The organism is Streptomyces sp. NPDC035033 (genome assembly GCF_040636735.1).
In the GTDB taxonomy this organism is placed as follows: Bacteria; Actinomycetota; Actinomycetes; order Streptomycetales; family Streptomycetaceae; genus Streptomyces.
Genome location: NZ_JBEZUZ010000041.1, coordinates 1 through 25,965, shown reverse-complemented (window position 1 = coordinate 25,965; position 25,965 = coordinate 1). Strand labels below are relative to the sequence as shown.

Here is a 25,965-nt window from a genome sequence, read left to right as displayed (position 1 = left end):
GGTCCGGCAGGAATGCGGGCCATCCGTCGGGGCATGCATCCCCGTGAGCCTGTTCGACGCGACGTCTGGGTGGGGGTTATGGCCGGGAAGGCACGACAGCCGACTCAACTGCTCAGGAAGGTGGGGGGAGCGGACCTGACGGCGGTGCCCGAGGTCCGTCACGCGTTACGCGAGCTCCTGGGCGGCTGGGGCGGACCGGGCGCCGGTGACGTCGCCGAACTCCTCACCAGCGAGCTGGTCACCAACGCGCTCGTCCACACGGGGCACGGCGCCGTCGTGTCCGCCACCGTCGACCCCGGACAACTCCGGGTCGAGGTCCGTGACTTCGAGCCCGGACTCGCCGCGCCGCTCGTACCGCCCGCCGACGACGGTACGCACGGCCGGGGGCTCTTCCTGGTCAGGGAGCTCGCCGACTCCTGGGGCGTCGAGGAGCACGGCGGCGGCAAGGTCGTCTGGTTCGAACTGAACGGCGGGGCCGCCTGAGGGGCGGCCCCGCCGCGGGGGGTGGGAAGGCCGTGCTAGCCGAGCATCCGCTCCATCTCGGAGAGCTTGGCCTCCAGGGAGTCGAGCCGGGGGAGCGCCTGGGTGTCGTCCTCCGCGGTGAGGTCCACCGTCCGCGCCTCACTTCCCCTCACGGCTTGCAGGGAGGGCCGGGGCCGTAGCGGCAGTTGTCCCGGGTCCGCTATGGCGGGTTCCGCGACGGCCGCCGGCACGGCCGCCGTCGCGGAACCCGACCCGGACCCGGGGGTCTGGCCCCCGCCGGCCCCGGCGGCGTTCAGCGCCGCCACCTCCACCTGGCGTCCGCCGCGCCCGAAGGCCCGGTGCTGCCGGTTGAGCGCCTTGATCCGCGCCCGGTCGAGCTTGGCCTGCTCGCGCCGGCGGATCCGGTTCTGCTCCTTCTCGCGCCGGTCCTCCCGGACCTCGTCCACGGCCTCGTCCAGGGTCCGTACGCCTTCCAGGAGCATCAGCGACCAGGCCGCGAAGGTCTCCCGGGGCGCCCGCAGCCACCGCACGATCCGGATCTGCGGCAGCGGGCGGGGCACCAGGCCCTGCTCGCGCAGCGCCGCCCGGCGGGTCTGCTTCAGCGCCCGGTCGAAGAGGACCGCCGCCGACAGGGACATCCCCGCGAAGAACTGCGGGGCCCCGTCGTGGCCCAGGCCGCGCGGGGCGTGCACCCAGTTGAACCAGGCGGCGGCCCCCGCGAAGAGCCAGACCAGGAGACGGGAGCCGAGGGCCGCGTCACCGTGGCTGGCCTCGCGGACGGCGAGCACCGAGCAGAACATCGCGGCGCCGTCGAGGCCGAACGGCACCAGGTACTCCCAGCCGCCGTTCAGGTTGAGGTTCTGCCGGCCGAAGCCGACGAGCCCGTGGAAGGAGAGCGCCGCCGCGACCGCGGCGCAGCAGAACAGCAGCCCGTAGGAGGCGAATCCGTAGATGGCCTCCTTGCGTCTGCGGCGCTCCTCGCTGCGTTCCCAGGAGTCCTCGGCCGCGGCCTGGTCACCGGCGCGCTTTCCGCGCGCGAGCACCGCCACCGCCGTCAGGACCCCGGCCACCATCACGCCGCCGGGAAGCAGCCAGTCCAGCGATATGTCGGTCAGTCTCATGCGGTGTCCCTCGCATCGCAGTGGGGCGTTGGGCCGCCCATACTGTCCGACCGATCGGCGGGCCCACGGGGTTTCGGGGCAAGAGCACGCCAACGGGGGCTCAGGACATACGAATAGGTACCTTCTGCTCGAACTGCCGTCCACAGAGGGGGAGTTCAGTTCGATTCGCGCCACCCGTCCGGGTGGTGTGAGTCTCAGGCGGTGGCGGCGAGCCGCCGGACCCGGTCCTCGTCGCAGGTGCGGGGGCAGGTGAGGCAGGTGTCCTCGGGGCGCAGCGTGTAGAAGAAGCAGCAGGCGGCCCGGTCCCGGGTGGCGCGGGGGGCGCCGTCCGGCCCCTCGGTCCCGGCCAGCGCCCGGAAGCCGGCCCCGCCGGCGTACGGCTTCTCCGGCTTCCTCCCGGTGGTGCCCGGCAGCAGCTCCTCCAGCTCGGCCATGGCCCGCGCCTCCTCGCCGAGCAGGGCGCCGATGTACCAGAGGCTCTCCACGGCCTCGTCCGTCACCATCCCCCACAGGGCGCGCCGGCCCCGCCGCATCCGCGGGCCGAAGCCCTCCAGGAGGGCCTCGAAGTGCTCGGCGAGCGAGGCGCGCACCTCCGCCCGCAGGGCCTCCTCGCCGGCGACCACCCGGGCGCCGGGCAGGGCGGCGGCGGGGTCGCCGGGCAGGCAGGCGAACTCCTCGACGCGGACCGCCATCCGGCCCCGGGCGCGCTGGAAGGAGACGGCGCCGGCGGGGAGGCGGGGGACCCGGCGGTGCAGGAACCAGGGGACGGTCACCAGGAGGCAGGCGGGCCAGGCGTACCGGTGCAGCCCGAAGCCGGCGACGACGTCGGGGCGGGCCTGCTGTCCGTAGTCCCGGAGCGTCTGGGCGTCGTCCCAGGCGAGGAAGGCGTCCAGGGCGGCCCCGCCGGCGGCGAGGTCCTCGGCGCGGACCCAGCCGGCGCCCTTCGGCAGGCGTTCGTCCCCGGCGGTCTCCTCCACGCGCAGGCCGGGGAACACCTCGGTGAGCCGGGCGTACGCGGCCGCGACGGGCGAGGCGAGCGGGGAGGGCAGCAGAGCGGGGACGGTCATGCGGACCACCGAATCGCGATCGTTAGCAGGTTAGCCTTACCTTACCCGAAACGGCATCGCGTCTCACCACCCGCGGACCCCTTCCCACCTGCGCCTCGTGAGCGCGGTCCCGCGGAACGGTCCGTTCGCCTATGGTGCACAGGGGACCCCGGCATCGCGAGCCGGGCCCGGCACGAGGCCGCAGGAGGACCCGAGTGGAGCAGGGCGCAGCGCGCGGGCGGGCGACGGACGGGTCGTCCGTGCGATTCGGCGACCCCGGGGACGGGCGGCCGGACCCCGCGTACGGGACCGCCCCCGAGGCCCCGCGCGTCCCCGGACAGGCCCGCGGCGAGCAGGCCCGGGGCGAGCACACCCACGGCGAGGCCCCGTACCCCTTCCCCGGCGACGGCCCGCGCGCCGTCCGGCGCCACTCCGTCCGGGGCCAGATCCTCGACGCCCTGCGGACCGCCCTCGTCGCCGGCGAGCTGCGCCCCGGCGAGGTGTACTCCGCCCCCGTCCTCGGCGAGCGCTTCGGCGTCTCCGCGACCCCCGTCCGGGAGGCCATGCAGCGCCTCGCCGTCGAGGGCGCCGTCGAGGTCGTCCCCAACCGCGGCTTCCGGGTGATCGTCCGCACCCCCCGCGAGCTGGCCGAGCTGGCCGAGGTACGGGCCCTGATCGAGGTCCCGGTCATGCTGCGCCTCGCCCGCACCGTCCCGGCCCGCGACTGGGCCGCGCTCCGCCCGTTCGCCGAGGCCACCGGCGCCGCCGCGGCCCGCGGCGACCGGGCGCACTACGCGGAGACCGACCGCGCCTTCCACCGCGCGGTCCTCGCCCTCGCCGGCAACGACCAGCTCCTGACCATCGCCGACGACCTGCACCGGCGCTCCCAGTGGCCGCTCCTCAGCGCCCCCGTCCCGCGCCACGCGGACCTCGTCGCGGACGCCGCCGAACACACCGCCCTCCTCGACGCCCTGGCCGCCCAGGACCTCCCGGTCGTCGAGCAACTGGTCCGGGAGCACTTCACCGGCGCGAACGGCTGAGCCCCCGCTCCCGCCGGACCGGCGGGAGCGGGGGAGCCCGGACGGGACGGGGCGGGGCCGCGGGGCACGGCCGCCGCGGCGGGCCGCGACCCGGAGAAGCGGCGCCCCCGGAAGACCGGTCCCGCGACGGGCGGTCTCCCCGGGCCCCGCGCCCACTAAGGTCGTGGTCGACAGCCGCCCGCACCGCGCCGCCCGTGAGGTTGCCCCATGCCGTCCGCGATCCCGTCCCCGCCGGACGGACGCCGACCTTCCGGTACGCGGCCCGAGGCCGCCGCCCTGCTCGGCTGGCTGACCGACCCCGACGCGCCCCGCCTCTGCCTGGTCACCGGCGCCCCCGGCAGCGGCAAGACCGCCCTCCTCGGATGGCTCGCGGCCCACGAGACCAGGGCCCGGCGCGGCCGGGCCAGGACCGACCGGATCCTGGTGCCGCTCGCCGGACAGAGCGCCCTCGGCGTGGCCTGGACGCTCGCGAACCGGCTCGGCGTGGTCGCCAGGACCCCGGCCGACCTCGTCCCCACCCTCGCCACCAGCGAGGCCCGCCGCACCGGCCGGACCGTGCTCCTCCTCACCGATCTGCACGCCGCCGCCGAACCGGAGGCCGTCGCCGACCTGCTCGCCGGCCTCGCCGGGCTCGGGCGGCTCCGGCTCGTGGTGGAGGCCCGCACCGGCACCCGGCCGCCCCGGGCCGCCCGCACCACCGTGGTCGACCTCGAAGGCGACGCCGGACCCGGGTCCGCCCCGCCCGTCCCGCCGCTTCCCGACCTCTCCGACCCCGCCGCCGTCTGCGCCGCCGACCCGCTCCTCGTCACCACCGGATACGCGACCGCCTCCGCCGACGACCACGGCGGGCTGCGCGACGCCTGGCTGCGGGCCGGGCAGGCGCTCTGCGCGGCGGACGGGCCGGCCGGCCGCGCGCTGGTGCTGCTCACCGCGCTCGGCGACGGCGCCGACCCCCGGCTGCGGCCCGCCCTCGCGGAGCGGGCGTCACCCGCTCCGTGGCGGGTGCGGTGGGCCCGGCACCGGGGCGACGTCACCCCGCCGTGGCCCGGCCCGGTCGCGGTGCTCGGCGCGACGGCCGGCGGGCCCTCGGCCGAGCTGGTGCTCGTCGGCGACCGCACCGGCACCGTCCGGCTGCTGCGGGAGGCGGACGCCTCCGGCGCCGGGCGGCTCGCCCACCGGGCCGGCGGCGGGATCACCGCCCTCGCCCCCACCGCCGACGGCACGGTGCTGCTCCTCGACGAGCGCGGCCGGCTGCACACCGTACGGGGCACGGCGCCCCGCCCGCCCTATCTGGAACGGCTCACCGAGGCCGTCTCCACCACCCTGTCCCGGCACCCGGGCACGGCGCTCGCGGCCATCGCGGGGTCGGTGGTGGTGGGGGACCGGCTGGGCTCGGTCCACGCCTTCGGCGTCAACGGCCTCCACCAGGCCGCCTCGCACAGCGGCCGGGTCACCGCCGTGACCGCCGTCGAGTCCGAGACCCCGTTCGTCTGCTCGGGCGGCGCCGACGGCACCGTACGGCTCTGGACGCCCGGGCGGCCGCCGGTCCCCGAACCGCTCGCGGAGCGCCGGGCGCCGGTCGTCGCCCTGCACGCGGCGCCCGCCCCCGGCGGCCCGCTCGTCGCGGCCGCCTGGGCCGACGGCCGGGTCGAGCTGATCCCCGCCGAGGGCGGCCGGCGGCGCGCCTTCCGGCCGGGCCCGGCGGTCCGCGCCGTCGCGGTCACGGCCACCGGGGCCCTGCTGGTCGGCACCGACGAGAGCCTCATCTGCCTGGAGCCGCATGGCAGGTGACGCCCCCTCGGCGCCGGGGGCTCACATGGCCGCCCGGGGCGTCAACTGCCCCGCCAGCCAGGTCGGTACGCCGCCGAGGAGGCGGAAGAGGCGGCGGGCCTCGGCGCGCAGCCGGCCCGCCTCCGGCTCCGTCTCGGCGTCCGCCAGGGCGGTCAGCGCCGGAGCCGTACCGACCAGGTAGCCCAACTCCTCCCGGATCCGCAGCGATTCGGCGAAGCCGTGCCGGGCCTCCGCCAACTCCCCCTCGCGCAGCGCCAGTCCGGCGAGGTGGCGCCAGGTGGAGGAGAGCAGCAGCGAGTCGCCCTGCGCGGTGGCGCCGGCGTGCGCGCGGCGGTACGCGGCCCGGGCCGCCTGCGGGGAGTCGCCCAGGTTCTGCGCGATCAGCCCGCGCCGGTAGTCGAGCAGCGGACGGCCCGCCGCCGAGGGGGCGATCAGCGCCGCCGCCCGGCCCAGCGCCATCCGGGCCTCGTCGGCCCGGTCGCGCACCCCGAGGAGGGTGGAGGCGTAGGCGAGGTAGCCGCGTTCGCAGGCCGCGGCCCCGCGTTCCTCGTCGCTGCCCGCGACCGCCTCGGCGGCGCGCAGCGCCTCCTCAGCCTCGGCCCAGCCCTGTTCGGTGTAGAGGCAGCGCTCGATCAGCAGCGCGGCCCGTTCGAGCGCGGCGGCCGGTTCGTGGGCGCGGGGGGCGAGCAGCGCCGCCGCGTCGGCCCAGCAGCCGCGGGAGCGGAGCCGCCATATGGCGGTCTCCACGGGAGTCTCCTTGCCGTAGGCGAGGGACGGACGTGCGCCGCCCCCTGATTCGGAACCAGACATGGCGGTGTCCGCCACATTGCCCTCCCCGAGCGCGCCATCGAGCTGTTGAGTAGGACGGCATCTCAGCACGAACGGCCGTACCCGGCCAAGGGGTCGGGTGAAAAATTTCACAAAGGCGCGGGACGGCCGGGACGCCCCGCCGGGACCGGGGCCGACGGGGCGTCAGAGGGCGTCGGGGCCCGTGATCACGGGGGTGATCAGGGAGGGGGGTGAGGAGCCGGGCCGCGCCGGAGGGGCGGCCCGGGCCCCCTTCCCCCACTCCTCCGGACTCAACCGAAGGAGTGAATTCCGGAACCGGGCGGAGGACGCCCGGCCCCGCCGGGGGAGGGGGTCAGCTCATCCGCAGGGCCAGGAAGAAGTCGAGCTTGTCCTCCAGGCGGGACAGGTCGCGGCCGGTCAGCTGCTCGATCCGGCCGACCCGGTAGCGCAGCGTGTTCACGTGCAGGTGCAGCCGGGTCGCGCAGCGCGTCCAGGAGCCGTCGCAGTCCAGGAACGCCTCCAGGGTCGGGATCAGCTCCGCGCGGTGGCGCCGGTCGTAGTCGCGCAGCGGGTCGAGCAGCCGGGCCGTGAAGGCGCGCCGCACGTCGTCCGGGACGAAGGGCAGCAGCAGCACGTGCGAGGCCAGCTCGTGGTGGCCCGCCGCGCAGACCCGGCCGGGGCGGGCGGCGGCCACCCGGCGGGCGTGCCGGGCCTCCTCCAGGGCGCCGCGCAGGCCCTCCGCCGAGTGCACGGCGGCGCTGACGCCCAGCGTGAGCCGCCCGTCGTCGGCGAGGCCCGCCGAGAGCGGGGCCCGTACCGCCGCGAGCAGGGCGTCGGCGTGCAGGCCCAGCGCGGGCGCCGGACCGTCGTCCTCGCTCTCCGGCAGCGGCCCCGCGGCCAGCGGCACCAGCGCGATGGCCTCGTCGCCGGTGTGGGCGACGGCGATCCGGTCGGCGGAGTCGGCGCCGACCGTCGCCGGGTCGACCAGGATCTCCTCCAGGAGCGCCTGGGTGACCGGGCCGGGCTCCACCGGGGACTGCCCGCCCTCCTGGTCCCACTCGACGCGGGCCACGACCACCTGCCAGTGCGGGGCGGCGCCGAGACCGGGCAGCAGCACCGGGGCGGCGACCCGCAGCCGGGCCGCGATCTCGGCCGGCGCGGCGCCGGTCTGCACCAGTTCGAGGACCTCCTGGGCGAGCCGGCGACGCACCGTACGGGCCGCGTCGCGCCGGTCGCGCTCGACGGAGATCAGCTGGGTGACGCCCTGGAGCAGGTCGAGCCGGGCGGCCGGCCACTCCCCGGCGTCGGCCTCGACGGCGAGCAGCCAGTCCGACAGGACCGTCTCGCGCACGTCCCGGGCGGCGGGCCCGGCGGCGCGGCCGGTGTTCCGGATCGGGAAGAGCGAGTACGCGGTGCCGTTCACGGTCAGCCGGTGCGGGCCGCGCCGGCCGGTCCGGGTGGCGGCCAGGTGCTCGCCCGCGAGGCCGGCGGCGAGGGCCGGTTCGAGCGGCTCGCCGGCCCCCGCGATCTGCCGCCCGGTGGGGGAGAGGACCCAGGCCCGCAGGTCCAGGTCGGAGCCGAGCAGGTCGAGGACGGCCTCGGGGCCGCCGCCCGCCGGGCCGGAGGTCATCAGCCGCCTGTGCCGATCCACGACGGCCGCCAGGTCGCCCGCCCGCTCGCCGGAGACCTGTCGAACAACGTGCTCGGTGATCGTCGCGAACGCAACGGATTCGTTGACCGCGAAGAGCGGCAGACGGTGGCGCGAACACGCCTGTACGAGATCGTCGGGGATGTCGCCCAGCTCGGCCTCGCCGGCCGCGAGCGCGGCGACCCCGGCCTGGCCCAGGATCCGGACGAAGGGCTCGGCGTCGGCCGGGTCCCGCAGCCAGGCCAGGCCGGTGAGGACCAGCTCGCCGCCGGACAGGTACCGGCTGGGGTCCTTGAGGTCCGTGGTCATCACGCCGCGGACGGAGCGGTCGAGCTCCTCCTCGCCGCCCAGCAGGCGCAGCCCGAGCGCGTCGTTCTCCAGCAGTGCGCGCAGCCGCATGGTCTCGCCGCCGTTCCTTCGTGTCAGTGATCGTGGGTGTCGCGTTGTCGACGGTGGAGTGGTGCCACCGTTTCCAGGGGAAAACAGCGAGGTTGCCGTTCCCCGTCTTTCGTTCGAATCTACAAGACGTACCGGGGCACCGGCCAACTCCTTCATGGTTTCGGTTACTGCACACGGGCCCGGCGGGCTTGTGTACTAGGCCACACACCGCGTGAACAGGACATGAACACGAAGTCGAGGGCCGAACGTCCCCCAGGGCCCAGTCGTCCGCCCCCGATCCCCGGAATCACTAGAAGAGAGCCACCATGGACTTCCTTCGCCCCGCCAGCTGGGAGGAGGCGCTCGCCGCCAAGGCCGAGCACCCCACGGCCGTCCCCATCTCCGGCGGTACCGACGTCATGGTCGAGATCAACTTCGACCACCGGCGTCCCGAGTACCTGCTGGACCTGAACCGCATCGAGCTGCTGCGCGAGTGGGAGGTCGGCGAGGAGAACGTCCGACTCGGCGCCTCCGTCCCGTACACGCAGATCATGGAGAACCTGCGGGCCGAGCTGCCGGGCCTGGCGCTCGCCTCGCACACGGTCGCCTCCCCGCAGATCCGCAACCGCGGCGGCGTCGGCGGCAACCTCGGCACCGCCTCCCCGGCCGGCGACGCCCACCCCGCCCTCCTCGCCGCCGGCGCCGAGGTCGAGGTCGAGTCGCAGGCCCGCGGCAGCCGCTTCATCCCGATCGACGAGTTCTACACCGGCGTGAAGCGCAACGCGCTCCAGCCCGACGAGCTCATCAAGACCGTCCACATCAAGAAGGCGGACGGCCCCCAGCAGTACTCCAAGGTCGGCACCCGCAACGCGATGGTCATCGCCGTCTGCGCCTTCGGCCTGGCGCTGCACCCGGAGACCCGGACCGTCCGCACCGGCATCGGCTCGGCCGCGCCGACCCCGATCCGCGCCAAGGAGGCCGAGAACTTCCTGAACGCGGCTCTGGAGGAGGGCGGCTTCTGGGACAACGGCAAGATCATCACCCCCGCGATCGCGAAGCAGTTCGCCGACCTCTGCTCGGCCGCCGCCAACCCGATCGACGACGTCCGCGGCACCGCCAAGTACCGGCGCCACGCCGTCGGCATCATGGCTCGCCGCCAGCTCGGCTGGACGTGGGAGCAGTACCGCGGCGCCGGCCGCACGCTTGAGGGAGCTGCATAACCATGCGCGTCAATTTCACGGTCAACGGTCGTCCGCAGGAAGCCGACGACGTCTGGGAGGGCGAGTCCCTCCTCTACGTCCTGCGCGAGCGCCTGGGCCTGCCCGGCTCCAAGAACGCCTGCGAGCAGGGCGAGTGCGGCTCCTGCACGGTCCGTCTCGACGGCGTGCCGGTCTGCTCCTGTCTGGTCGCCGCCGGCCAGGTCGAGGGCCGCGAGGTCGTCACCGTCGAGGGCCTGGCGGAGTACGCCAAGCGCCGCTCCGACGAGGCCGAGCACGGCGGTTGCGCCTCCGGCGCCTGCGGCACCTCGCTCGACGCGGCCAAGAAGTGGGAGGCGAAGCCGCAGGACTCGCAGACCGGTGAGGCCGGCAGCGACCCGCTGGCCCTCTCGCCGATCCAGCAGGCGTTCATCGACGCCGGCGCCGTCCAGTGCGGTTTCTGCACCCCCGGCCTGCTCGTCGCGGCCGACGAGATGCTGGAGCGCAACCCGTCCCCGACGGACGCGGACATCCGCGAGGCGCTCTCCGGCAACCTCTGCCGCTGCACCGGTTACGAGAAGATCCTCGACGCGGTCCGCCTCGCGGCCGCTCGCCAGGAGCGCCAGGGAGAGGCGGTCTGACGATGGCTCAGAACACCCGTACCGCACCGGTGGGCACGCCCACCGACGTCACGCAGAACCACACCCAGGGCGGCGTCGGCGCGTCCACCCTCCGCCCCGACGGCACCCTCAAGGTCACCGGCGAGTTCGCCTACTCCTCGGACATGTGGCACGAGGACATGCTGTGGGGCCAGATCCTGCGCTCCACGGTCGCCCACGCCGAGATCGTCTCCATCGACGTCTCCGAGGCCCTCGCCATGGACGGCGTCTACGCCGTCCTGACCGCGGACGACCTGCCGGCCGCGAAGAACTACGGCCTGGAGTTCCGCGACACCCCGGTGCTCGCCTACGGCAAGGTCCGCCACCACGGCGAGCCGGTCGCCCTCGTGGGCGCCGACCACCCGGAGACCGCCCGCCGCGCCGCCGCGAAGATCAAGGTCGAGTACCGCGAGCTGCCCCTCGTCACCGACGAGGCGTCCGCGACCGCCCCCGACGCGATCCTCGTCCACGAGAACCGCACCGACAAGCACGCGAAGCACGTCCCGCACCCCAACATCGTGCACCGCCAGCCGATCATCCGCGGCAACGCCGACGAGGCCGCCAAGCGCGCCGACGTCATCGTCAAGGGCGAGTACACCTTCGGCATGCAGGACCAGGCCTTCCTCGGCCCGGAGTCCGGCCTCGCGGTGCCCGCCGAGGACGGCGGCGTCGACCTCTACGTGGCCACCCAGTGGCTGCACGCGGACCGCGAGCAGATCGCGCCCTGCCTCGGCCTGCCCGAGGAGAAGGTCCGCATGACGATGGCCGGCGTCGGCGGCGCCTTCGGCGGCCGCGAGGACATCTCGATGCAGATCCTCGCCTCCGTCCTCGCCCTGCACACCGGCAAGCCGGTCAAGATGGTCTACAACCGGTACGAGTCCTTCTTCGGGCACGTCCACCGGCACCCGGCGAAGCTCTACTACGAGCACGGCGCCACCAAGGACGGCAAGCTCACGCACATGAAGTGCAAGATCGTCCTGGACGGCGGCGCGTACGCCTCCTCCACGGTCTCGGTCGTCGGCAACGCCTCCTCCCTCTCGGTCGGCCCGTACGTCATCGACGACGTCGAGATCGAGGCGATCGGCCTCTTCACCAACAACCCGCCCTGCGGCGCCATGCGCGGCTTCGGCGCGGTCCAGGCCTGCTTCGCCTACGAGGCCCAGATGGACAAGCTCGCGGCGAAGCTGGGCATGGATCCGGTGGAGTTCCGCCAGATCAACGCCATGGAGCAGGGCACGATCATGCCGACCGGCCAGGTCGTGGACTCGCCGGCCCCGGTCGCCGAGCTGCTGCGCATGGTCAAGGCCCGTCCGATGCCGCCGGAGCGCCAGTGGGAGTCCGCCGGCGAGGGCGCGGACGTCCGCGCGCTGCCGGGCGGCCTGTCCAACACCACCCACGGCGAGGGCGTCGTGCGCGGCGTCGGCTACGCGGTCGGCATCAAGAACGTCGGTTTCTCCGAGGGCTTCGACGACTACTCGACGGCGAAGATCCGTCTGGAGGTCATCAACGGCGAGGCCGTCGCCACCGTGCACACCGCCGCGGCGGAGGTCGGCCAGGGCGGCGTCACCATCCACGCCCAGATCGCCCGCACCGAGCTCGGCGTCCAGCAGGTCACCATCCACCCCGCCGACACCCAGGTGGGCTCGGCCGGTTCGACCTCCGCGGGCCGCCAGACGTACATGACCGGCGGCGCCATCAAGAACTCCTGCGAGCTCGTCCGCGAGAAGGTCCTGGAGATCGGCCGGCGCAAGTTCGGCTCGTACCACCCGGCCTGGGCCACCGCCGAACTCCTCCTGGAGGGCGGCAAGGTCGTCACCGACGGCGGCGAGGCCCTCGCCACGATCGCGGACGTCCTGGAGGACGAGGCCGTCGAGATCGAGGAGCAGTGGCGGCACCGGCCGACCCAGGCCTTCGACCTCGTCACCGGCCAGGGCGACGGCCACGTCCAGTACGCCTTCGCCGCGCACCGCGCGGTGGTGGAGGTGGACACCGAGCTCGGCCTGGTCAAGGTCATCGAGCTGGCCTGCGCCCAGGACGTCGGCAAGGCGGTCAACCCGCTCTCCGTGGTCGGCCAGATCCAGGGCGGCACCACCCAGGGCCTGGGCGTCGCGGTGATGGAGGAGATCATCGTCGACCCGAAGACCGCGAAGGTGCGGAACCCCTCCTTCACGGACTACCTGATCCCCACCATCCTCGACACGCCGACCATCCCGGTCGACTACCTCGAACTGGCCGACCCCAACGCGCCGTACGGCGTCCGGGGCATCGGCGAGGCCCCGACCCTGTCGTCCACCCCGGCCGTCCTCGCGGCGATCCGGGCGGCGACGGGCCTGGAGCTCAACAAGACGCCGGTCCGCCCCGAGGCGCTCACCGGCACCCTGTAGACCCTCCGGGCGGTGCGTGCCTCCCCAGGAACGTCACACTTCCCTCCCCGCCCGCACCGCCCGGAGCAGCAGCACCCCGCAGTACCCGCAGTACCGGCAGTACCCGAAGTACCCGCAGTACCCCGTTCGTCTCGGGCCGTCCCCCGGGTCGTGCAGCCAACAGCGTTTCCCAAATCCCGCAGAAGCGAATCCCCTCGCGCGGGTGCCCCTTTGAACCTTGGGAGTAGGCCCCATGACCCAGTCGTCTGTGGAGCCCAAGACCGCCGCGGAGGACGCGGGCTCCGGCTCGCGCAACCCCGCCGGCCGGTCTTGGCTCGACCGGTACTTTCACATCTCGGAGAGAGGATCCTCCGTCGGCACGGAGATCCGCGGTGGCGTCACCACCTTCATGGCGATGGCGTACATCCTCCTGCTCAACCCGATCCTCCTCGGGGGCCCGGACGTCGAGAAGAACGTCCTCGCCTCCTCCGCCGTCATCACGGCGACCGCCTTCGCGGCGGCGGTGACGACCCTGCTGATGGGCTTCGTCGGCAAGGTGCCGCTCGTCCTCGCGGCGGGACTCAGCGTCTCCGGTGTGCTCGCCACCCAGGTCGTGCCGCAGATGACCTGGCCGCAGGCGATGGGCATGTGCGTCGTCTACGGTGTCGTGATCTGTCTCCTGGTGGTCACCGGCCTCCGCGAGATGATCATGAACGCCATCCCGCTGCCGCTCAAGCACGGCATCACCATCGGCATCGGCCTCTTCATCGCCCTGATCGGCTTCAACAAGGCCGGATTCGTCGGCGCCGGCCCGCAGTTCGGCCCGCCCGTCACCCTCGGCGCCGGCGGCGAGCTCGTCGGCTGGCCCGTCCTGATCTTCGCCGTCACCCTCCTCGCGATCTTCGCCCTCCAGGCCCGCAAGGTCCCGGGCGCGATCCTCATCGGCATCGTCGCCGGCACCGTCATCTCGCTGATCGTCAACGCGGTCGCCGACATCCCGGCCAAGGGCCCCGGCGCCTGGGCCAACGGCTCCCCGGAGCTCAAGGGCAGCGCCGTCTCCACCCCGGACTTCTCGCTCTTCGGCGACGTCTCCTTCGGCGGCTGGGGCGACGTCGGCTACATCACCGTCGGCGTCATCGTCTTCACCCTGGTGCTCGCCGGCTTCTTCGACGCCATGGCCACCATCATCGGCGTCGGCACCGAGGCCAACCTCGCCGACGACAAGGGCCGCATGCCGGGCCTCTCCAAGGCGCTGTTCATCGACGGCGCGGGCGGCGCGATCGGCGGCGTCTCCGGCGCCTCCGGCCAGACCGTCTTCGTCGAGTCCGCCACCGGCGTCGGCGAGGGCGCCCGCACCGGCTTCTCCTCGGTGATCACCGGCCTGTTCTTCGCGGCCTGCCTCTTCTTCACCCCGATCACCCAGATCGTGCCCCGCGAGGTCGGCTCCGCCGCCCTGGTCGTCATCGGCGCGATGATGATGATGAACGCCAAGCACGTGAACTGGGGCGACAGCTCCGTCGCCATTCCGGTCTTCCTGACCGTCGTCCTGATGCCGTTCACCTACAGCATCACCCCGGGCGTCGCGGCCGGCGTCATCGCCTACACCGTCATCAAGGTGGCGCAGGGCAAGGCCCGCGAGGTCGGCGCGTTCATGTGGTGCCTGACCGCGATATTCATCGTGTTCTTCGCCCTTCACCCGATCGAGGGCTGGCTGGGCGTCAGCTGACGCCCGACCGCCGCCCTCCCCACACCGCCAAGGAGACCGACATGCTGGACATCGCCGAAGAGCTGCACCGGTGGGTCGAGCAGGGACGCGACTTCGCCGTGGCCACCGTGGTGGCCGTCGGCGGCAGCGCGCCCCGGCAGCCCGGCGCCGCCCTCGCCGTCGACAGCGAGGGCACGGCGATCGGCTCGGTCTCCGGCGGGTGCGTGGAAGGCGCGGTGTACGAGCTGTGCCAGACGGCGCTCGACGACGGCGAGGTCGTCGTGGAGCGCTTCGGCTACAGCGACGAGGACGCCTTCGCGGTCGGCCTGACCTGCGGCGGCGTCATCGACATCCTCGTCACCCCGGTCCGCGGCGGGGTCTTCCCCGCCGCGCTCGCGGCCGCCGCCTCGGGGGAGGCGGCCGCCCTGGCCCGGATCGTCTCCGGCCCCGAGGACCTGCTGGGCCGGGCGCTCCTGGTCCGCCCGGACGGCTCGTACGAGGGGAAGCTCGGCGGCCACCCCGAACTGGACCGCACCGCCGCCGCCGAGGCCCGCGCCCTCCTCGACGCCGGCCGCACCGGCACCGTGGAGATCGGCGAGGACGGCAGCCGCTGCGGACAGCCGCTCGCCCTCCTCGTGGAGTCCTCCGTCCCCGCCCCCCGCATGATCGTCTTCGGCGCCATCGACTTCGCCTCGGCCCTCGTCCGGGTCGGCAAGTTCCTCGGCTACCACGTCACCGTCTGCGACGCGCGGCCCGTCTTCGCGACGGAGGCCCGCTTCCCGGAGGCCGACGAGGTCGTCGTGGAATGGCCCCACCGCTACCTGGAGTCGACGGAGGTCGACGCCCGGACCGTGCTCTGCGTCCTCACCCACGACGCCAAGTTCGACGTCCCCCTCCTCCGGGCCGCCCTGCGGCTCCCCGTCGCCTACGTCGGCGCGATGGGCTCCCGCCGCACCCACGAGGACCGCAACGAGCGCCTCCGCGAGGTCGGCGTCACCGAACTCGAACTCGCCCGGCTGCGCTCCCCGATCGGCCTCGACCTCGGCGCCCGCACCCCCGAGGAGACCGCCCTGTCGATCGCCGCCGAGATCGTCGCCGACCGCCGCGGCGGCAGCGGCGCCTCCCTCACCGGCGCCCACACCCCCATCCACCACGACGGCCCCGACGCGCCCGTCGCGGGCCGCATCGGCTCGGTCGCCTAGCGGCCGGTCCGGCGCGTCCCCGCCGTCGCTCCGGAGTGTCCCGGGGCGGGAGGCGGTCCCGGGGCGCAGACTCGGGGGGAGCCCGGTCACGGGGCGCGGAAGAAAGGCCGGGGACGACAGTGCGCGAGCGTACGGAGGCGACGGTGCTCCTGACCCACCGACGGGACGGCGGTCTGCTGGTGGTCCATCTCCGCCAGGAGCTGGACGTCACCACCCGGGCGGCGGCCGCCCTCCGGATCGAGGCGCTCGTCGCCGCGCACCGGCCGCGCCGGGTCCGGCTCGTCCTGCCGTCGGACCGGCCCGCCCCGGCCACCCTCAGCGCCCTCGCCCGTGCCCGCCGCATGTGCGAGGGCCTCGGCGTCCCGCTCACCGCCGGCTCGCCCGGGACGGCCGACGCGCCCGGAACGGCTCCGGGGCTTCCCCCGGCCCCCGGGGCCGGCCCCGGCTGACGCCCGCGCACGGCCCCGGGCGAGGGCGCCCGGGCCGTACCCGTCACGGCCTGGCGGCACGCTCCCGCACGGTCTCCGCCCAGGCCGGGGGCGTCTCGGCGGGGCCGGGGTCCTCGCGGCGGCCGCCGCGGGCGAAGAACTCCGCCAGCGGGAGGACCGCCGCGCCGACGGTCACCGCCTCGGGGCCGAGCCTGCCCATGCCGAAGGTCACCCGGGCCGCCGGGTACGCCAGGGCGTACGCGCGCGCGTGCTCCTCGGCGGCCGCCAGGAAGCGGGCGCCGAGCTGGAGGCCGGCCCAGCCGCCGACGAGGATCCGCTCCGGCTGGAAGAGGTTGATCAGGTCGGCGAAGCCGGCGCCCAGGTACTCGGCGGTCTCCGCCAGGACGGCGACCGCGGCCGGGTCGGGGTCGCCGCCGTCCCCGGGGTACGCGGCGGCCGTCATCGCCGCGAGCGCGGTCTCGTCGTCCGCGCCGGCCGGGGGCTCGCCGCCCGCCTCCCGCCACCGTGCGAGGAGGGCCTCCGCTCCGGCGTACGCCTCCAGACAGCCCCGGGCGCCGCAGCGGCACCGCCGGCCCCGGACCCGGACCTTCAGGTGGCCCCATTCCAGGGCCCGCCCGGGCGCCGACGGGTCCGTCGTCACGCAGGCGCCGACGCCGGAGCCGAAGAGGACCACGACCGAGCTCGCCGCCCCGCGGCCGGCGCCGAACCACGTCTCGGCCTGGCCGAGGGTCCTGGCGCCGTTGTCGATCCGGTACGGCACCTCCGCCGGCAGGTCGACGGCCTCGCGCAGCAGCCGCTCCAGCGGCACCGCGTCCCAGCCGATCGTCTGGCCGTGCACCACCGCCCCGTCCTCCGGGGACTGCTCGACGATGCCGGGGACGCCGATCCCGACGCCGAGCAGGGACCCGGCGGGGACGTCCGCCGTGCGCAGCACCTCGGCGACGCACTCCCGGACGAGGCCGACGACGGCCTCGACCGCGTACCGCCCGCTCCCCGCCGAGGGGGCCAGCGGGCGTTCGGCGCGGGCGAGTTCGGTGAGGGCGAGGTCGAAGAGCTCGACCCGGACCCGGGTCTCGCCGACGTCCACGCCGATCATCCGGCCGCCGGAGGGCGCGATCCGCAGCAGGACGCGGGGCCGGCCGCCGGCCGAGTCGACGCTGCCGGCCTCCTCGACGAGCCCCTCGGCGACCAGCTCCGCGACCACGTTGCTGACCGATCCCGAGCTCAGGCCGGTCGCGGGCCCGAGCGCGAAGCGGCTCATGGGGCCGTCGAAGTAGAGCCGCCTCAGGACCGTGCTGCGGTTCTCGCGCCGCAGGTCCCGCACGGTCCGGCCGCTGGGTCTGGTCACGGGGTCCCCTCGCGGTGGGGGCCCGGGCCGCGGTGACGGCCGGGCCGGTGGAGTCGGTTCACGCCGGTCCCGCCTCAGGCCCGGCGCAGCCCGCTGAGCAGCAGCTCGGCCAGCTGGTCGTACGCCTCGGCGTCCGCGAGGCCGGTGGCGGCGGCCACCTGCCGGCGCTGGATGCGGACCATGACGGAGGCGATGACGTCGGCGGCGAAGGCCACGTGGACCTCCCGGAAGACGCCGGCGCTGACGCCCTCCTCGATGATCTCCTTGACCCGGCCGGCGGCGGCGCGGGTGTTGCGCTCGTACACCTCGGCGGCGGGCTCGAAGGCGGCCACGTCGTCGAAGAACTGCTGGGAGACCGGCGCCAGCTCGGCGGAGACGGCCCGCAGATAGGCGGAGAGCCGCTCGGCGGGGCCGTTCGCGGCGGCGAGCACCGACTCGACGCGGGTGGTGGCGCGCCGGAAGAAGTGCACGACGGCCGCCCGGACCAGCTGCTCCTTGCTGCCGGCCAGGCCGTACAGGGTGCGCTTGGAGCAGTGCAGGCGGGCGGCGAGGTCGTCGAGGGTCAGCCGGGCGAACCCCTCGCCGACGAGCAGGGCGACCAGCTCCTCGAACAGGGCGGAACGGCGCGCCGCTCCGCGGCCCGTGAGCTTCGGGGCGTCGGTGGCGGAGGTCTCGATCATCCGAACAGTATGCCGGGCCGCCCCGGCCGAGGGGTTACGGTCGCCAATATGTGCGCTATTTTTAGCGGTACTGGAGTACCCGCCCGAGTACCACTTTGCGCGCCGATGGAGTCGCCATGGATGTCGACCGCCTGCTTCCCACCCCCGAGGCGGCGGACCTCATCGCCCTCACCCGCGAGATCGCCGACAACGAGCTCTCTCCCCGGGTGGACGCACACGAGGCCGCCGAGACCTATCCCGAGGGTCTCTTCGCCACGCTCGGCCGGGCGGGCCTGCTCGGCCTCGCCTACCCCGAGGAGTACGGCGGCGGCGGCCAGCCGTACGAGGTCTACCTCCAGGTCCTGGAGGAGCTCGCCGCCCGCTGGGCGGCCGTCGCGGTCGCCACCAGCGTCCACACCCTCGCCTGCCACCCGCTGTACGCCTTCGGCACCGACGCGCAGAAGGAGCGCTGGCTCCCCTCGATGCTGGAGGGCCGCCTCGTCGGCGGCTACAGCCTCTCCGAGCCGCAGGCCGGCTCGGACGCCGCCGCCCTCGCCTGCAAGGCGGAGCGCCAGGAGGACGGCAGCGGCTACCGCATCACCGGCACCAAGGCGTGGATCACCCACGGCGGCAAGGCCGGCTTCTACGCCCTCTTCGCCCGCACCGCCCCCGGCGGCCACGGCGTCTCCTGCTTCCTCGCCCCCGGCGAGACCGAGGGCCTCTCCTTCGGCGCCCCCGAGCGCAAGATGGGCCTCCAGGCGGTCCCCACCACCTCCGCCTACTGGGACGGCGCCCTCATCGAGGAGGACCGGCTCGTCGGCGCGGAGGGCCAGGGCCTCCAGATCGCCTTCAGCGCCCTCGACAACGGCCGCCTCGGCATCGCCGCCTGCGCCACCGGCCTCGCCCAGGCCGCCCTGAACGCGGCCGTCGACTACGCCAACGAGCGCACCACCTTCGGCCGCCGGATCGTCGACCACCAGGGCCTCGGCTTCCTCCTCGCCGACATGGCCGCCGCCGTCGACGCGGCCCGCGCCACCTACCTGGACGCGGCCCGCCGCCGCGACCTCGGCCGCCCCTTCAGCCGCCAGGCCAGCGCGGCGAAGCTGATCGCCACGGACACGGCCATGAAGGTCACCACCGACGCGGTCCAGGTCCTCGGCGGCTACGGCTACACCCGCGACTTCCCCGTCGAGCGCTACATGCGCGAGGCGAAGATCATGCAGATCTTCGAGGGGACGAACCAGATCCAGCGGCTGGTCATCAGCCGGGGACTGGCCCGCCCGGAGAAGTAGCGGTCGGCGGCCGGTCCAGGAAGGCGGTGAGGACGGCGTCGGGGGAGTAGCGGTCGCCCGCGTGCCGGCGCAGCCCGGCGTCGAGGCGCCGCAGGGCCGGGACCGGGTCCTCCGAGTCGTCGAAGTGGAGCGCCATGACGGCCTCCCGCTCGCCCTTGCCGGAGAAGCCCTGCGGGACCGGCGCGCCCTCCCGGAGGCGGGCGGCCAGCTGCCACCGGCGCTCTCCCCGGGCGCCCGGAACCGTGGGCCGGACGGTGACGCGGGAGACGTCCGTCCACGCCGAGGACCAGCGCCGGCCGCGCACCCGGCAGTGGAGGTGGTCGGCGGTCAGCTGGACGGTGTGCCGGACCAGCGGCTGGCCGCCGGCGACGACGAGGCCGGTCACGAGGGCGGCCAGGCCGAGCACCACGGTGGTGAGGGTGACGACCGGGAGCGAGAGGGCGAAGCCGACGGGGACCCCGGCGACCGGGCAGAGGACCCCGAGGGCCGCGAGGCAGCCGCCGTTCTGCGCGCGCCGGGTCGGCCGCTCCACGATCCCCGCGGTGACCTCCACGATCCGCGCGGCCGCGTCGGCGCCCGGCGGGGCCGGGGCCGCGTCGACGCGGGTGCGGGGGAGCGGCGGCGGGGTCGCGGGCGCCGGAGCGGCCGGGCCCAGCAGGACGTTCAGGACCCCCGAGGGGGTCGGCCGCAGGTCCGGGGACCTGTCCAGGCAGTCGGCGACGAGCGGGAGCAGCGCCGGGGGCACCCCGTCCAGGTCCGGCGCGTCGTGGACGACCCGGTAGAGGAGCGCCGGGACGGAACCCTCGCCGAAGGGGGCCCGGCCGGTGGCGGCGTACGCCAGGACCGCGCCCAGCGAGAAGACGTCGCTCGACGGGCCCACCGGCGCGCCCGTCGCCTGCTCCGGGCTCATGAAGCCCGGTGTGCCGACGACCAGGCCGGTGTCCGTCAGGGCCGTCGCGCCCTCCACGGCCTTCGAGATGCCGAAGTCGATGACGCGGGGGCCGTCCGGGGTGACCAGGATGTTCGACGGCTTCAGGTCGCGGTGGACCAGACCGGCCCGGTGGACCGCCTCCAGGGCCTCAGCGAGCCCGGCGGCCAGGGACCGCACCTCCGCCTCGGGGAGCGGGCCGCGCTCCCGTACGAGCCCCGCCAGGTCCGGCGCGTCGATGTAGTCGCTCGCGACCCACGGCACGGGCCCGTCCGGGTCGGCGTCCACGATGGGCGCCGTCCAGAAGCCGCCCACCGTCCTGGCCGCCGCCACCTCGCGGCGGAACCGCTCCCGGAAACCCGGATCGGCGGCGATCTGGGGACGGATCACCTTCACCGCGAGCCGCCGGCCGCTGCGGGAGACCGCCAGGAAGACCTGGCCCATGCCTCCCTCACCGAGCCGCGCCGAGAGGCGGTACGGGCCGACGGAGGCCGGATCGTCCGGTTGCAAGTCGTGCACGGTTCCCCCGAGTTCGCTCTCCTGAGGGGGGCGATCCTTCCAGAGGTGCGCGGCCCCGGGCCAGTCCGGACGGGCTCGGCAGGGCGGTGTTCCGCGTGGCGGTCCCGTGGTGATTTCGTGTTGAACAAGTTGAGGCGTATGCTCGGAGCAGCCACCCCGGTTCGCCTGTGTTCCCCCGTTTCAGGCGCACCGGGGTTCGGCGTCTCCCGGGCCGGTGCGGACTACTTCTCCAGCGCCGCCGCGCCCGCCCGCGCGAACTTCTCGTCCAGGTCGCCGGAGGGCGCGCCGGCCACGCCGATGCCCGCGATCGGGGCGCCGCCGGCGGTCACCGGGACGCCGCCGCCGAGGAAGAGCGTGCCGGGGATGTCCTTCAGGTTCGGGGCCTGGGCCAGGCGGCCGGCGAGGACCGAGGTCGGGGCGTTCCAGGAGACGGCCGTGTACGCCTTGCGCTCCGCCGACTCGTAGGACTGCGGGCCGGCGCCGTCGCCGCGCAGGGTGACGATCGTGTTGCCGTCGCGGTCCACCACGGCGACCGTCACCCGCTGGTTCTCCTTCTTCGCGGCCTCCAGCGCCGCCCTGGCCGCCTCCGTCGCCGCGGCGGCCGTCAGGTGGGTGGCGGAGGCCGTGTTCTTCCGCGCGGCTTCGGTGACGGCCGCGGGGGCGGCGGCCCGCTCACCGCCGGCGCTCGCGGAGTAGGCGCCGAAACCGGCCAGGCCGAGGGCGACGACCGCGCCCCCGGTCATCAGACGGGTCCGGTTGGCCTTCTTCACGTGCTTCATAGGGCGTTCGCTCCACAGGTCGGGGGTCGAAGATCGGCTGACGCCCCATCCTCCGGCCGGTCCCGGCCGCCGGCGGTCGGCGCACCGGCTGCGGGCCGCGGGCGGATCGGCGGACCCCGGGGTCCACCGATCGGATGACCCCCGTCCCGGATCCCCGGCGCACGGGGTTCTATGGTGGCGGCGCAGATCGCGCAGACCGCGCGGTCCCCCGCGGGGACGCGCCCCCGGCCCGGCGGCCAACCCGCCGGCAGGGTCACCCGCACGACACGAACGAGGAGTTCCATGGACATCGCCGGCTCCGCCGCTCTCGTCACCGGCGCCGCTTCCGGGCTCGGCGCCGCCACCGCCGCCGCGCTCGCCGCCCGCGGCGCCACGGTCTACGGGCTCGACCTCGACAAGGCCGTCGCCGCCGCCGGCGAACTGCCCGGAGGCGTGCGCCTGATCGCCGCCGACGTCACCGACGAGGACCAGGTCCGCGCCGCGCTCGCGCGGCTCGACGCCGACGGCGCCGAGCTGCGGCTCGCCGTGAACTGCGCCGGGATCGCCCCCTCCGCCCGCGTCCTGGGCCGCAAGGGACCGCACGACCTCGACCTGTTCCGCACGGTGGTGAACGTCAACCTGATCGGCACCTTCAACGTGATGCGGCTCGCCGCCGAGGCCATCGCGCGGCACGAGCCGGACGCCCACGGACAGCGCGGCCTCGTCGTCAACACCGCCTCCATCGCGGCCTTCGAGGGCCAGGTCGGGCAGATCGCGTACGCCGCCTCGAAGGCCGGGGTCGCCGGGATGACCATCACCGCCGCCCGCGACCTCGCCCAGTTCGGCATCCGGGTCGTCACCGTCGCCCCCGGCATCGTCGACACCCCGATGATGGCCGGCTTCAGCGAGGAGATCCGGGCCGGGCTCGCCGCGAGCGTCACCTTCCCGCAGCGCCTGGCCCGGCCGGAGGAGTACGCCCGCCTCGTCACGATGATCGCCGAGCACGACTACCTCAACGGCGAGACGATCCGGATGGACGGCGCGCTGCGGATGGCCGCCCGCTGACCCGGGCCCCGCGTAGAGCACTCGGTGCCGGAAAAATCCGGCACCGAGTGCCGCACGAATGTGCTCCGGATGTTAGGTTCGGTCCATGGCAGCAGCGGCGACCCCCCACACGAACCCCCCGAAGCCCGCGATGCGGGACTCCCTCATCGCCGCGGCCTTCCAGCTCTTCCTGGAGCGGGGCTACGAACAGACCACCGTCGACGACATCGTCACGCTCGCGGGCGTCGGCCGCCGCTCCTTCTTCCGCTACTTCCCGTCGAAGGAGGACGTGGTCTTCCCCGACCACGAGCAGCGCCTCGACGACATGACCCGCTTCCTCGCCGCGAGCGCCGACACCGACGACCCCATGGCGCGGGTCTGCGACGCCACCCGCCTGGTCATGCGGATGTACGCCGAGAACCCGACCTTCTCCGTCCAGCGCTACCGGCTCACCCGCGAGGTCGCCGGGCTGCGCACGTACGAGCTCTCCGTCGTCTGGCGGTACGAGAAGACCCTCGGCGACTACCTGCGGGCCCGCTGGGCCGACCGCAGGGACGGCACCCTGCGGGCCAACGTGGCCGCCGCGGCCGTCGTCGCCGCCCACAACCACACCCTGCGCCACTGGCTCCGCTCGGGCGGCGAGGGCGATCCGCTGGACGAGGTCGACCGCGCCCTGGAGTTCGTCCGGGCCACCTGGAGCCCCGACGCCGCCCCGGGGGCCGGCGGCGACGGCCCCGCCGGGGAGGACGACGACGTGGTCGTCGTCATCACCCGGCGCTCCACCCCGATGTGGCGCGTGGTGCGCGAGGTGGAATCGAGCCTCGGCGAGGGCTGAGGGGACTCGGTATCTCAATTCGAGGGAACTCAGGTCTTTCTTTGCTGGCACTGAGTGCCATATCTTGGGCTCCATGCACGGTCGAGCCGCCGAGTGCGAGGAGAAGGCATCGTGTTCCACACGGGACTGAGGACCCCCGGCGCCGTCCGGACCGAGGAATCGGCCGCCGGCACCGATCTCTACTTCCAGCGCTGCGCCTGGTGCCACACCACCACCTTCCAGCGCCTGCTCTGTCCGACCTGCGGGTCGACCGAACTCGCGCCCCAACTCAGCGAGGGCGAGGGCGTCATCACGGTGCGCCGCGCCCACACCGCCGCCGAGGCGGACCTCTGGCCGGTCCACATGGCCGAGGGCTTCGTGGTCCGCTGCCGGGTCGACGGGCCGCCGCACGCCGTGCGCCCGGGCGTCCGGGTCAAGCTCGCGAGCGCCGCGGACACCGGGCGCCGGCCGGTCGTCCGGCTCTGCGAGGAGGTCCCGCTGGACGGCTGGATCTGAGCCCGCGGGCACGCGAAAGGGGGTGGCACAGAGTGCCACCCCCTTCGTCGTGTCCGACGGCGTCAGCGCGAGCCGATCTCCTCGGTCAGCTGCGGCAGCACCTCGAAGAGGTCGCCGACCACGCCGTAGTCGACCAGGTCGAAGATCGGGGCCTCCGGGTCCTTGTTGACCGCGACGATCGTCTTCGACGTCTGCATGCCGGCCCGGTGCTGGATCGCGCCGGAGATGCCGGCGGCGACGTACAGCTGCGGGGAGACCTGCTTGCCGGTCTGGCCGACCTGGTTGGCGTGCGGGTACCAGCCGGCGTCCACCGCGGCGCGGGAGGCGCCGACGGCCGCGCCGAGCGAGTCGGCCAGCTTCTCGACGACCTCGAAGCCCTCGGCGGCGCCGACGCCGCGGCCGCCGGAGACCACGATCGCGGACTCGGTGAGCTCCGGGCGGCCGGTGGAGACGCGCGCGGTGCGGGAGACGACCTTCGCCGCGTTGCCGGTGAAGGCGACGGCGACGTCCTCGACCTTGCCGGCGGCCGGGGCGGCCTCCGGGGCGGCGGAGTTCGGCTTGACGGTGATGACCGGGACGCCGTGCGAGACGCGGGACCTCACCGTGTACGAGGCGGCGAAGACCGACTGCGTGGCGACCGGGCCCTCCTCGCCGGCCTCCAGCTCGACGGCGTCGGTGATGAGGCCGGAGCCGAGGCGGAGCGCGACGCGGGCCGCGATCTCCTTGCCCTCGCCGGAGGAGGTCACCAGGACGGCGGCCGGCTCCTTCTCCTTCGCGATCTGGGTGAGCGCGTCGACCTTCGGGACGACGAGCTGGTCGGCGAACTCGGCGCCGTCCGCCACGTAGACGGTGGCCGCGCCGTACTCGGCGGCGGTGGCGGCGACGGAGGCGGCGGCCTCGCCGGCGCCCAGCACGACCGCGGACGGCTCGCCGAGCCGGCGGGCCAGGGTGAGCAGTTCGAGGGCCGGCTTGCGGACCGCACCGTCGGCGTGGTCCACGAGAACCAGGATCTCAGCCATGATTCCTTGCTCCTGAGGTGGGATGACGGGCGGTCAGATGAACTTCTGGGCGGCGAGGAAGGCGGCCAGCTGCTTGCCGCCGTCACCGTCCTCGTTCGTGACGATCGTGCCCTGGGTGCGGGCCGGGCGGGCGGCGGCCGACTCGACCAGGGTCCAGGAGCCGGCCAGGCCGACCTCGTCCGCGTCGATGTCCAGGTCGTCGAGCTCCAGCTCCTCGACCGGCTTCTTCTTGGCGGCCATGATCCCCTTGAAGGAGGGGTAACGGGCCTCGCCGGACTGGTCGGTGACCGAGACGACGGCCGGCAGCGGGGCCTCGACGAGCTCGGTGGCGGCGTCGCCGTCCCGGCGGCCCTTCACGAGCTCGCCCTCCACCGAGACCTCGGAGAGGAGCGTCGCCTGGGGCAGGTTCAGCCGCTCGGCGAGCAGCGCGGGGAGCACGCCCATGGTGCCGTCGGTCGACGCCATGCCGCAGACGACCAGGTCGAAGCCGGTCTTCTCCAGGGCCTTGGCGAGGATCGCCGAGGTGGCGATGACGTCGGAGCCGTGGATGGCCTCGTCGTTGACGTGGACGGCCTTGTCGGCGCCCATCGACAGGGCCTTGCGCAGGGCGTCCTTGGCGTCGTCCGGGCCGACCGTCACGACGGTCACCTCGGCGTCGTCGGCCTCCTCGGAGATCCGCAGCGCCTGCTCGACCGCGTACTCGTCGAGCTCCGAGAGGAGGCCGTCGACCTCGTCGCGGTCGACGGTCAGGTCGTCCGCGAAACCGCGGTCGCCGGTGGCGTCGGGAACGTACTTCACACAGACAGCGATCCTCAGGGTCACGGCCTGGCTCCTTTCAACGAGCGGATGGTTACGGGAGGTTGCGGGCCATGACGATGCGCTGGACCTGGTTGGTGCCTTCGTAGATCTGGGTGATCTTGGCGTCGCGCATCATGCGCTCGACGGGGTAGTCACGGGTGTAGCCGTAGCCGCCCAGGAGCTGGACGGCGTCGGTGGTGACCTCCATGGCGACGTCGGAGGCGAAGCACTTGGCGGCGGCGCCGAAGAAGGTCAGGTCGGAGTCGACCCGCTCGGACTTCGCCGCGGCGGCGTAGGTCAGCTGCCGGGCGGCCTCCAGCTTCATGGCCATGTCGGCGAGCATGAACTGCACGCCCTGGAAGTCGGCGATCGGCCGGCCGAACTGCTTGCGCTCGGTCAC

General features: G+C 74.6%; 24 protein-coding genes. 13 read left to right on the top strand and 11 right to left on the bottom strand.

Going from position 1 to position 25,965, the window contains the following annotated elements; genetic code table 11:
* Positions 1–78 precede the first annotated feature (78 nt).
* Positions 79–483, top strand: a complete 405-nt coding sequence (locus AB0E83_RS18560; protein ID WP_362112374.1) for an ATP-binding protein — start codon at positions 79–81, stop codon at positions 481–483.
* Positions 484–518: 35 nt separating this feature from the next.
* On the opposite strand, the gene AB0E83_RS18555 is transcribed toward AB0E83_RS18560, so the two are convergent.
* Both AB0E83_RS18555 and AB0E83_RS18550 read right to left on the bottom strand, forming a co-directional pair.
* On the bottom strand, positions 519–1,604 hold the full coding sequence (locus AB0E83_RS18555; protein ID WP_362112371.1) for a DUF2637 domain-containing protein: 1,086 nt from the start codon (positions 1,602–1,604) through the stop codon (positions 519–521).
* Positions 1,605–1,798: 194 nt separating this feature from the next.
* Positions 1,799–2,671 (bottom strand): (2Fe-2S)-binding protein, encoded by an 873-nt coding sequence (locus AB0E83_RS18550; RefSeq protein ID WP_362112368.1) that lies wholly within the window; start codon positions 2,669–2,671, stop codon positions 1,799–1,801.
* A 239-nt stretch (positions 2,672–2,910) separates the two neighbouring features.
* Between AB0E83_RS18550 and AB0E83_RS18545 the strand changes: the two genes are divergently transcribed.
* On the top strand, positions 2,911–3,690 hold the full coding sequence (locus tag AB0E83_RS18545; RefSeq protein ID WP_362112365.1) for a GntR family transcriptional regulator: 780 nt from the start codon (positions 2,911–2,913) through the stop codon (positions 3,688–3,690).
* Between the two features lie 207 nt (positions 3,691–3,897).
* Positions 3,898–5,481, top strand: coding sequence for a hypothetical protein (locus AB0E83_RS18540; protein ID WP_362112362.1), 1,584 nt, complete (start codon positions 3,898–3,900; stop codon positions 5,479–5,481).
* 21 nt (positions 5,482–5,502) lie between these two features.
* On the opposite strand, the gene AB0E83_RS18535 is transcribed toward AB0E83_RS18540, so the two are convergent.
* Positions 5,503–6,291 (bottom strand): hypothetical protein, encoded by a 789-nt coding sequence (locus AB0E83_RS18535; protein WP_362112359.1) that lies wholly within the window; start codon positions 6,289–6,291, stop codon positions 5,503–5,505.
* Between the two features lie 331 nt (positions 6,292–6,622).
* On the bottom strand, positions 6,623–8,317 hold the full coding sequence (locus AB0E83_RS18530) for a PucR family transcriptional regulator ligand-binding domain-containing protein (protein WP_362112357.1): 1,695 nt from the start codon (positions 8,315–8,317) through the stop codon (positions 6,623–6,625).
* A 305-nt stretch (positions 8,318–8,622) separates the two neighbouring features.
* Between AB0E83_RS18530 and AB0E83_RS18525 the strand changes: the two genes are divergently transcribed.
* The 6 genes from AB0E83_RS18525 to AB0E83_RS18500 all read left to right on the top strand — a co-directional run bounded on the left by AB0E83_RS18525 (position 8,623) and on the right by AB0E83_RS18500 (position 15,870).
* On the top strand, positions 8,623–9,516 hold the full coding sequence (locus tag AB0E83_RS18525; RefSeq protein ID WP_362112354.1) for a xanthine dehydrogenase family protein subunit M: 894 nt from the start codon (positions 8,623–8,625) through the stop codon (positions 9,514–9,516).
* Positions 9,517–9,518: 2 nt separating this feature from the next.
* Complete coding sequence (locus AB0E83_RS18520) at positions 9,519–10,133, top strand: (2Fe-2S)-binding protein (protein ID WP_362112352.1); 615 nt, start codon at positions 9,519–9,521, stop codon at positions 10,131–10,133.
* 2 nt (positions 10,134–10,135) lie between these two features.
* Positions 10,136–12,535, top strand: a complete 2,400-nt coding sequence (locus AB0E83_RS18515; RefSeq protein ID WP_362112349.1) for a molybdopterin cofactor-binding domain-containing protein — start codon at positions 10,136–10,138, stop codon at positions 12,533–12,535.
* Between the two features lie 232 nt (positions 12,536–12,767).
* Positions 12,768–14,240, top strand: coding sequence for an NCS2 family permease (locus AB0E83_RS18510; RefSeq protein ID WP_362112346.1), 1,473 nt, complete (start codon positions 12,768–12,770; stop codon positions 14,238–14,240).
* Between the two features lie 41 nt (positions 14,241–14,281).
* Complete coding sequence (locus tag AB0E83_RS18505; protein WP_362112343.1) at positions 14,282–15,421, top strand: XdhC/CoxI family protein; 1,140 nt, start codon at positions 14,282–14,284, stop codon at positions 15,419–15,421.
* Positions 15,422–15,564: 143 nt separating this feature from the next.
* Positions 15,565–15,870, top strand: a complete 306-nt coding sequence (locus AB0E83_RS18500; protein ID WP_362112340.1) for a hypothetical protein — start codon at positions 15,565–15,567, stop codon at positions 15,868–15,870.
* Positions 15,871–15,913: 43 nt separating this feature from the next.
* Here AB0E83_RS18500 and AB0E83_RS18495 read toward each other — a convergent pair whose 3' ends face one another.
* Complete coding sequence (locus tag AB0E83_RS18495) at positions 15,914–17,218, bottom strand: ROK family transcriptional regulator (protein ID WP_362112337.1); 1,305 nt, start codon at positions 17,216–17,218, stop codon at positions 15,914–15,916.
* Positions 17,219–17,292: 74 nt separating this feature from the next.
* A complete protein-coding gene (locus tag AB0E83_RS18490) occupies positions 17,293–17,898 on the bottom strand; it encodes a TetR/AcrR family transcriptional regulator (protein WP_362112334.1) in 606 nt (201 codons plus the stop codon).
* Positions 17,899–18,014: 116 nt separating this feature from the next.
* On the opposite strand from AB0E83_RS18490, the gene AB0E83_RS18485 reads away from it, so the two are divergent.
* Positions 18,015–19,169 carry an acyl-CoA dehydrogenase family protein gene (locus AB0E83_RS18485; protein ID WP_362112331.1) on the top strand — a complete coding sequence of 385 codons (1,155 nt, stop codon included), beginning with the start codon at positions 18,015–18,017 and terminating at the stop codon, positions 19,167–19,169.
* Here the strand turns inward: AB0E83_RS18485 and AB0E83_RS18480 are convergent.
* Positions 19,138–20,616 (bottom strand): serine/threonine-protein kinase, encoded by a 1,479-nt coding sequence (locus AB0E83_RS18480; protein ID WP_362112328.1) that lies wholly within the window; start codon positions 20,614–20,616, stop codon positions 19,138–19,140. The two genes, AB0E83_RS18485 and AB0E83_RS18480, sit on opposite strands and share 32 nt — an antisense overlap.
* Positions 20,617–20,837: 221 nt before the next feature.
* Positions 20,838–21,395 (bottom strand): heme-binding protein, encoded by a 558-nt coding sequence (locus AB0E83_RS18475; protein ID WP_362112325.1) that lies wholly within the window; start codon positions 21,393–21,395, stop codon positions 20,838–20,840.
* Positions 21,396–21,677: 282 nt separating this feature from the next.
* On the opposite strand from AB0E83_RS18475, the gene AB0E83_RS18470 reads away from it, so the two are divergent.
* The 3 genes from AB0E83_RS18470 to AB0E83_RS18460 all read left to right on the top strand — a co-directional run bounded on the left by AB0E83_RS18470 (position 21,678) and on the right by AB0E83_RS18460 (position 23,748).
* Positions 21,678–22,439 carry an SDR family NAD(P)-dependent oxidoreductase gene (locus AB0E83_RS18470; RefSeq protein ID WP_362112322.1) on the top strand — a complete coding sequence of 254 codons (762 nt, stop codon included), beginning with the start codon at positions 21,678–21,680 and terminating at the stop codon, positions 22,437–22,439.
* 85 nt (positions 22,440–22,524) lie between these two features.
* Complete coding sequence (locus AB0E83_RS18465; protein ID WP_362112319.1) at positions 22,525–23,253, top strand: TetR family transcriptional regulator; 729 nt, start codon at positions 22,525–22,527, stop codon at positions 23,251–23,253.
* A 111-nt stretch (positions 23,254–23,364) separates the two neighbouring features.
* The gene (locus AB0E83_RS18460) at positions 23,365–23,748 is read left to right on the top strand and encodes a hypothetical protein (protein WP_282695617.1); all 384 of its coding nucleotides are present in this window, start codon (positions 23,365–23,367) and stop codon (positions 23,746–23,748) included.
* A gap of 62 nt (positions 23,749–23,810) precedes the next feature.
* On the opposite strand, the gene AB0E83_RS18455 is transcribed toward AB0E83_RS18460, so the two are convergent.
* From AB0E83_RS18455 to AB0E83_RS18445, 3 genes are all read right to left on the bottom strand, one after another.
* Positions 23,811–24,767, bottom strand: a complete 957-nt coding sequence (locus AB0E83_RS18455) for an electron transfer flavoprotein subunit alpha/FixB family protein (RefSeq protein WP_362112315.1) — start codon at positions 24,765–24,767, stop codon at positions 23,811–23,813.
* A gap of 33 nt (positions 24,768–24,800) precedes the next feature.
* Positions 24,801–25,589 carry an electron transfer flavoprotein subunit beta/FixA family protein gene (locus AB0E83_RS18450; RefSeq protein WP_362112312.1) on the bottom strand — a complete coding sequence of 263 codons (789 nt, stop codon included), beginning with the start codon at positions 25,587–25,589 and terminating at the stop codon, positions 24,801–24,803.
* A 28-nt stretch (positions 25,590–25,617) separates the two neighbouring features.
* Positions 25,618–25,965: acyl-CoA dehydrogenase family protein (locus AB0E83_RS18445; protein ID WP_362112309.1), on the bottom strand; the 348-nt coding region annotated here is incomplete at its 5' end.

What these genes read in the sequence shown, in the direction of transcription:
- AB0E83_RS18475 (WP_362112325.1), bottom strand. Translation starts at nt 21,395, where the DNA reads ATGAAGCACGTGAAGAAGGCCAACCGGACCCGTCTGATGACCGGGGGC.
- AB0E83_RS18465 (WP_362112319.1), top strand. Translation starts at nt 22,525, where the DNA reads ATGGCAGCAGCGGCGACCCCCCACACGAACCCCCCGAAGCCCGCGATG.
- AB0E83_RS18555 (WP_362112371.1), bottom strand. Translation starts at nt 1,604, where the DNA reads ATGAGACTGACCGACATATCGCTGGACTGGCTGCTTCCCGGCGGCGTG.
- AB0E83_RS18540 (WP_362112362.1), top strand. Translation starts at nt 3,898, where the DNA reads ATGCCGTCCGCGATCCCGTCCCCGCCGGACGGACGCCGACCTTCCGGT.
- AB0E83_RS18515 (WP_362112349.1), top strand. Translation starts at nt 10,136, where the DNA reads ATGGCTCAGAACACCCGTACCGCACCGGTGGGCACGCCCACCGACGTC.
- AB0E83_RS18505 (WP_362112343.1), top strand. Translation starts at nt 14,282, where the DNA reads ATGCTGGACATCGCCGAAGAGCTGCACCGGTGGGTCGAGCAGGGACGC.
- AB0E83_RS18535 (WP_362112359.1), bottom strand. Translation starts at nt 6,291, where the DNA reads ATGTCTGGTTCCGAATCAGGGGGCGGCGCACGTCCGTCCCTCGCCTAC.
- AB0E83_RS18525 (WP_362112354.1), top strand. Translation starts at nt 8,623, where the DNA reads ATGGACTTCCTTCGCCCCGCCAGCTGGGAGGAGGCGCTCGCCGCCAAG.
- AB0E83_RS18470 (WP_362112322.1), top strand. Translation starts at nt 21,678, where the DNA reads ATGGACATCGCCGGCTCCGCCGCTCTCGTCACCGGCGCCGCTTCCGGG.
- AB0E83_RS18455 (WP_362112315.1), bottom strand. Translation starts at nt 24,767, where the DNA reads ATGGCTGAGATCCTGGTTCTCGTGGACCACGCCGACGGTGCGGTCCGC.
- AB0E83_RS18490 (WP_362112334.1), bottom strand. Translation starts at nt 17,898, where the DNA reads ATGATCGAGACCTCCGCCACCGACGCCCCGAAGCTCACGGGCCGCGGA.
- AB0E83_RS18510 (WP_362112346.1), top strand. Translation starts at nt 12,768, where the DNA reads ATGACCCAGTCGTCTGTGGAGCCCAAGACCGCCGCGGAGGACGCGGGC.
- AB0E83_RS18550 (WP_362112368.1), bottom strand. Translation starts at nt 2,671, where the DNA reads ATGACCGTCCCCGCTCTGCTGCCCTCCCCGCTCGCCTCGCCCGTCGCG.
- AB0E83_RS18485 (WP_362112331.1), top strand. Translation starts at nt 18,015, where the DNA reads ATGGATGTCGACCGCCTGCTTCCCACCCCCGAGGCGGCGGACCTCATC.
- AB0E83_RS18560 (WP_362112374.1), top strand. Translation starts at nt 79, where the DNA reads ATGGCCGGGAAGGCACGACAGCCGACTCAACTGCTCAGGAAGGTGGGG.
- AB0E83_RS18530 (WP_362112357.1), bottom strand. Translation starts at nt 8,317, where the DNA reads ATGCGGCTGCGCGCACTGCTGGAGAACGACGCGCTCGGGCTGCGCCTG.
- AB0E83_RS18520 (WP_362112352.1), top strand. Translation starts at nt 9,519, where the DNA reads ATGCGCGTCAATTTCACGGTCAACGGTCGTCCGCAGGAAGCCGACGAC.